This window comes from Enterobacter sp. JMULE2, assembly GCF_013337145.1.
Taxonomy (GTDB): domain Bacteria; phylum Pseudomonadota; class Gammaproteobacteria; order Enterobacterales; family Enterobacteriaceae; genus Enterobacter; species Enterobacter mori.
This window is the reverse complement of the sequence record NZ_SGWD01000008.1, coordinates 1-6,084: the sequence shown is the minus strand read 5'-3', so window position 1 is coordinate 6,084 and position 6,084 is coordinate 1. Positions and strand designations below refer to the sequence as shown.

Annotated in this window: 4 protein-coding genes and 1 pseudogene; 2 read left to right on the top strand and 3 right to left on the bottom strand. The window is 46.4% G+C overall.

Translation table 11 applies throughout. The features are described 5' to 3' along the window. Both EXW94_RS00770 and EXW94_RS00765 read right to left on the bottom strand, forming a co-directional pair. Window positions 1-298, bottom strand: a pseudogene (locus EXW94_RS00770) (hypothetical protein); the annotation flags it as partial. Between the two features lie 799 nt (window positions 299-1,097). Continuing rightward, window positions 1,098-2,618, bottom strand: a complete 1,521-nt coding sequence (locus EXW94_RS00765; protein WP_174339296.1) for a DUF3987 domain-containing protein — start codon at window positions 2,616-2,618, stop codon at window positions 1,098-1,100. A gap of 156 nt (window positions 2,619-2,774) precedes the next feature. Between EXW94_RS00765 and EXW94_RS00760 the strand changes: the two genes are divergently transcribed. Continuing rightward, complete coding sequence (locus EXW94_RS00760; RefSeq protein ID WP_174339295.1) at window positions 2,775-3,698, top strand: IS5-like element ISEcl3 family transposase; 924 nt, start codon at window positions 2,775-2,777, stop codon at window positions 3,696-3,698. Between the two features lie 371 nt (window positions 3,699-4,069). Here EXW94_RS00760 and EXW94_RS28495 read toward each other — a convergent pair whose 3' ends face one another. Further along, window positions 4,070-4,432: an AlpA family phage regulatory protein gene (locus EXW94_RS28495; RefSeq protein WP_309232506.1), complete on the bottom strand. Its 363-nt coding sequence runs from the start codon at window positions 4,430-4,432 to the stop codon at window positions 4,070-4,072. A gap of 376 nt (window positions 4,433-4,808) precedes the next feature. On the opposite strand from EXW94_RS28495, the gene EXW94_RS00750 reads away from it, so the two are divergent. Beyond that, on the top strand, window positions 4,809-6,084 hold a 1,276-nt coding region (locus EXW94_RS00750), incomplete at its 3' end, for a hypothetical protein (RefSeq protein WP_174339294.1).

Genomic DNA, 6,084 nt, shown 5'->3' with positions numbered 1-6,084 from the left:
CAACCATCGCCTCGTACATCCCCCCTTCCATCGGATAAGGTTCCCCTGAGGCCTGGATGCCAGCTAAACCGTTATGCTGATACGGGAGCGCATCTCCGTTACGACGGTTAATCAGGGCTGGTACAATCATCAGATTCTCAGGGCTGTTCGCCCCTCCCTTTCCATTCGGGTACAGATGAGCCGCTTCCAGATTAAGCAGCGCTTTCGGTTTATATTTGCGCTGAGACCCTTCGTATACAGCGACCGCATAGCTACGCTGATGTTTTGCTTTCAGCTTGTACAACTCGTAAATATTCATGATATCCTCCGGCCCCGATACGGAGCCTAATAACAGTGGATTGCGACTGACGGCGTTCTCAATATGTCGCCAGTAGGATGAAGACAGAATGCTCTGACCTGATGCTGAAATTAATTTACACGCACCTTTCTGTCGGCATTCGGTATTGCAGTATTTTTGATTACGGGTATGCGATAGTGAATTACTGCAATACTTGCAGCAGAGCAGTAACCTCCTTTCTCTTTTTTCTTTATTGGTAACGTATGTCCTGTAATGTTCTTCACACAAACCTGCTTTACCGGCAGGTGTGTGAAAGATGATTTCTCTCTTACAATTACTTCTGTCACATTGAGTCATAATGAAGTGAGTAAATGGTTATAATAAGATACTGATAAATGGGTTAAATGAATAACAAGACACCTAGCTTTAATTAATTCAAATATTCATTCCTTAACGGTTAATGAAGGCTCGTATGCCATATTTGTAAAAACCTTTCGGGTCGTGACTGGCGCATAAGGCCCCCGGACAGCCATGACTGCCCGGGGCTTTTTTATGCATTTACTGCTGATTGTCGTACCTGGTTATGCGTTCTTCGCGTTGCGGTTCCTGCGCTGACTTTTTTCATGACTATCGCCATTCTGGACGAAGTTTAAGCAGGTTATTACATAACGGCACAGATAACCCTGCCATTTCTGCTAACCATTAGCAGAAATGACGTATCGCAGAACACACGTCGATTTTTTCGTGGTGAAAAAACACACAGAGGATTTGTCGGGTAAGAACAAGGCGTTTTGCATATCTATGCAGATATGGGGCCAGCTCAAAAAATCAGTTCAGGTAAATCAAAATACGTCATGCCCTCCAGTGGAGGTGGTTTAAAAAAGGTGTAACCTTCAGGGAACTGTTGGTTCAGGCACCAGTCCAGGTCCGGGTGTTCAATCGCGATATAGATCGGTCCTCTACGTGTGGACTCGAAAGCCATGATTCTCTCCTGCCAGATAAGCTGCGTCAGAATGGGATTAAGATTGTCTGCCAGACGAAGATTAATGGATTTATTCCTCGGTCCGGAAGTCTGAATTTCTGATTTGAGTATGAGGGGGTAATTTCTCTGCAACATTTTATTGTATATCCACTGATAAGCCTCCAGTACATTCCGTTCGAATTGATAACGCCTGGAGTTTTTCCAGAATAATTTGCTGCTTTGCGCGATATACCACTCAATAACGTTGTGCGCGCACTTAATGTTATTCTCTGATATCTCCTCAGAACGAGTGCCGCTAAAGTAATGGAAGACGGCAGCGAGTCTTAAGGCGTTTGAGCCTGATTTAAGGGCAATATCAGCAATATGTTCCCATGGTCCTCCGTGTGCGATTTTTTGTTGCATTTCTGCCCGTCTGGTGGCCATAAAAGCCGCCGCATGAGGAGACAGCTTCAGTTGCTGCTTATCGGTCATACCACAATAAAAACGTTTTCTGGCCTCCTCCAGCAGCTCTGTGACCCTGTTGTTGAACGTGTCGACCGGAGAAGTGAACCGCCAGGCGCTGGCCCCGCTGACTAGGCGTCTGAGGGGGGCGTTATTGATGGTGTTGCCTGTAAGCTCATGAGTGCAGCTTATCAGGGTACGGGCCAGGAAGCCGCTACCTCTTGCCGAATCAGGGTTTTTGAGCAGATAGCTGTTGAACAGATCTGGCTGGGTCAGCATGCAAAACATCAGGCGGGGCGTGAACTCATAATCCACTCCCTTACGAACATAGCAAAAGGGAGACGCATCCCACCCAAGCGTGAGAAGTGCCGGATCATCTTTTGCGGGCGAGGCGAAAAATGTGCTGGCTTCTTCAAGGAAAATGGCAGCTTCAGGGTTATCTTCAAGCTGGCTGATGAGCCCGGCCCTGCTGAAGTCCTGATAGATAAACTTGAACTTCTTCGGCTTACGCGGTTCCTTTGCCATATGTTCTACAAGCGCTCTTTCCTCCTTTTCCCTGTCGCCATAATTTCCCGTGGCCTCCCTGAGATTTTTTTTCAGTCCCCGTGTTATTTCATCCCATACGCTCTTTTCACCGTTATAGCGTTTCATTTCCTCCTGATAGATATCATTACATTTTGATGCAAAGTCCGTGAAAACTTTCATGACAGGTTTAAAGACCGTGGATTTTCCCGCGCCGGAGTCTGCGATGATAATATAATCCAGCACCACAGGTTCAGGTACATTTGTGTGTAGCGGTATAACCTCAACAAGCGGGAGACATGTAAGTGAAGCTGCAGCAAGATAAACGCTGACTACTATCTCTGGTGCAACGTTTTTGTCTTTGCATACACTTTCAATTGCCTGCGTAATAGCCACAGGGCAGGAATCTAACGGGAAAGGTTGGGGGGTGTCAGGACCCGCATTCATTGAGGGGTATGCAGAATGCGTGCCCGTATGGGCTTTGTTGAATAAATCGAACTTTTAGGTGCCTGGCGGATCTGATCGCTACGGTCGTTTCAACATCGGGTCCCCATGGCAAAGCAAAAGTTTAAAATCACCAACTGGTCCACCTACAACAGTGCGCTCAGACAGCGCGGCTCGCTGACGGTCTGGCTTGATGAGTCAGCTATTGCTGCATGGACTGACAGTGCACAGCCTGAAGGTCGTGGCCGACCGCTCCACTACACAGATATGGCGATCTCCACGGTTCTGATGATGAAGCGCGTGTTTAACCTGCCGCTCCGGGCTTTACAGGGCTTCGTTGACTCAGTTTTTACGCTGATGGCTCTGCCGCTGCGCTGCCCGGACTACTCTCTGGTGAGCAAACGGGCAAAATGCGTCAACATCAGCATAAAGACGCCAACCCGGGGTGAAATCTCGCATCTGGTCATTGATGCTACCGGCCTGAAGGTCTTCGGCGAAGGTGAATGGAAAGTCAGACAGCATGGGGCTGACAAACGCAGGGTGTGGCGCAAGCTCCATCTGGCCGCAGACAGTGCGACGCACGAGATTATCTGTGCCGATTTATCGCTTAGCGGTACAACAGATGCGCAGGCTCTGCCAGAGCTGATAAACCAGACCCACCGGAAAATCAGGGAAGCATCGGCAGACGGCGCTTATGACACACGCTACTGCCATGATGCGTTGCTTCGGAAAAAAATCAGGCCACTTATCCCGCCGCGAAGCGGGGCGCAATACTGGCAGGACAAGTACCATGAACGTAACCACGCGGTGGCGAATCAGCATCTGAGCGGCGGCAATGACGTCTGGAAAAAGAAGGTGAGCTATCACCGTCGTTCGATAGCAGAAACAGCTATGTTCCGCATCAAAAGCTTGCTGGGTGGTCATCTGAGCCTGCGGGACTATGACGCGCAGGTGGGTGAAGCGATGGCAATGGTCAAGGCGCTGAACCGGATGACGTTGTTGGGTATGCCGCACAGCGTCCGGATCGCATAACGGGTGTACCAGCGAGAGTCATCCAGTCGGTTAACTCTGATTTATTCAACAAAGCCGCCCGTATGCATAACAGGATAATTATACATGATGGGTTTCCATATTTTTAAAGAGCGTGAATGATGCGCCCGCTATAAAAAAGGCGCAGCGGTTCATTCAGAGAATGTTTATTTCTGTTTTTTAAGAAAGATAACTGGTGAAGCATTAAATAAAATGCCCTGCTATTAACCTTTTCTCCTTCTGTTTATCATTTTTATTTATGCCGCTGGATGGCGTCAGCCTGCTGAGGCTTTATTCAGTCGCCAGGAATCAGTGCTTTTCCGGTTTCCCTTTTATGTGCCAGAATGATGACAATCAAAATACGGGCGATGACGTTACGTTTTCGGCCTGCTGCCGGATGTTGCACGCCCGTTGATATACTCATACACCTCGCTGAGTATCCAGCGGGAAGCCCTTCCAAACTTAAGCGGTTTAGGGAACAGACCCTTCTGGATCTGCGCATATATGAACTTGTCGCTGGTACCTGTAAGCACCATAACCTCCTTCATGGTCATAAACGCGTCACCTTTATTAAAACGCGGATAACAGGCATTTCGGGAGCCTGAGCCAGTCGTTTCAGGCGCGTTGTCTGTTTTAGCCGGCTGGGTTTTACCGCCATGCGGAGCGAAGTCAGTCTGAACGGCAGCATCGTTCAGGGCTGAATTTCTCGAATGCGTGTTCTCTGGTCTGGTTAACATGTTGCTTCCTCCTGTTTTAAGTTGTACGGAACGTTAAATTTAATTTCATATTGTGTCTGCGTGCGCCTTCGGTGCGGACACGTCTCCATTACTCCTGACTCCGGTCGCGGGACCTGAGTGGAGCAATCTTTTCTGAATTTTCTTTTTAACTCAAGCTGTTATTTTTTCAGGTGGCCAGGATTTTGCATGGGGTATGAATATTAAAATCAGATAACTGATATTTTTTTTGCTCTTTTTGTCTTTTTTTGAATACTGTACTTCCGGCCCGGTATTCATTTACAGTCTGATGTTGAAAATAGGTATATTCTTTTTTTGTGGCGTATGCAAATCCACAAAAAAGGATTTTTTAACCCCCCATTTAAAAAAGAGATATTCCATGTCTGTTGAACTGATTGCTCAAAAAGTAGCCAAAAACCCCCTGATCGTCAGTCAAAACCGCTTCGCCGACTATCTGCGTGCAGTGTGTTCTGAATGGTTACAGCTTGTTCTGGTGACAGAGAGAATAAAGTGTGATGATGCAGGCGGCAGGTGTCTGAAGGAGCTTATTGACGTTGTAAATCGGGTTATGAAAAACCGTCTTGTTACTGAATTTTATAAAAACCACCCTGATGGGATTTCCCCTTTTTCGGGCAGGCATTTACATCGCCATATAGTCCTGGATGGGGTTCTGTCGCATTTTTTTGAAGCTCTTGACGAAAATAAAACAATGCAAGACTACACGGATGATATGTCGTCCTACTGCAAGAATAATCCTGACCCAGAGCGAGGGATACGGTATGAACCGACAAGAAATAAGGTGATAAGTGAGGTCATTCCCGACATTCTGAAGGAGTGTCAGTTCTCGTGGCGCAACCTGAATGCATTAAGATTAGGTTATCCGCATTCGAAAATTATTTTTTTAGTTCTTAATCACGAAAGTTTAATGGAGTCGATAGAAAATGCACTCTCATTTATCGAAAATGACAAGGTTTTTGAAGATTTCCGTATGAAATTGATTACGGATTACATCGTTAAAAAAAATGGCGAAAATAAATGGCCTGAAAACTTTAACGCTGATGACCTGGTATATCGCCCGGATCTTGTTTCCGGACTCAACGATGAAATTTTAAAAGCCGCGGCAGATAAAACAATTTTGCTATCTCAAGCGACGTCTATGTCATTTAGCGCTATACCGGAATGGCATATGCTCGTTGGTGGGCCTGAGTTATTTGAAGAGTCACCTTCCGTCGCCAGCAATAATATAGCAGGAATGAATCACATAGAAGAATATTTAAAAGGCAAGGATGTTTTAAAGGTTCATCTTGAATATGAAGGCATTAAGGGGTTATATAAAGACGGTTGTGAAAGGTTTTTTTTGCTAGAGTTGAGGGAAAGGCTTCGTGCTAAGATATCCCCCGGAAGAATGGAAGTAAACTATCAATATCAAATGTTACAGCAGTCTCTTGATGAGGTCAGGAGATGTAATTTTATTCTTTTGCAGGCAAAGAAAAATAAGTGCTACCTGGCCGCCAGCACAATCCTGCGCGGAGCGCGTTATTCTCACTGGCTCTGGATTAACGCATCTGAGGTAAAAGGATCTATATTAAACAAGGCGGAGAAGTATTGTTCCGAGAAAAATAAAACAGGAGGGGAGGATGATGGAAAACCACTGC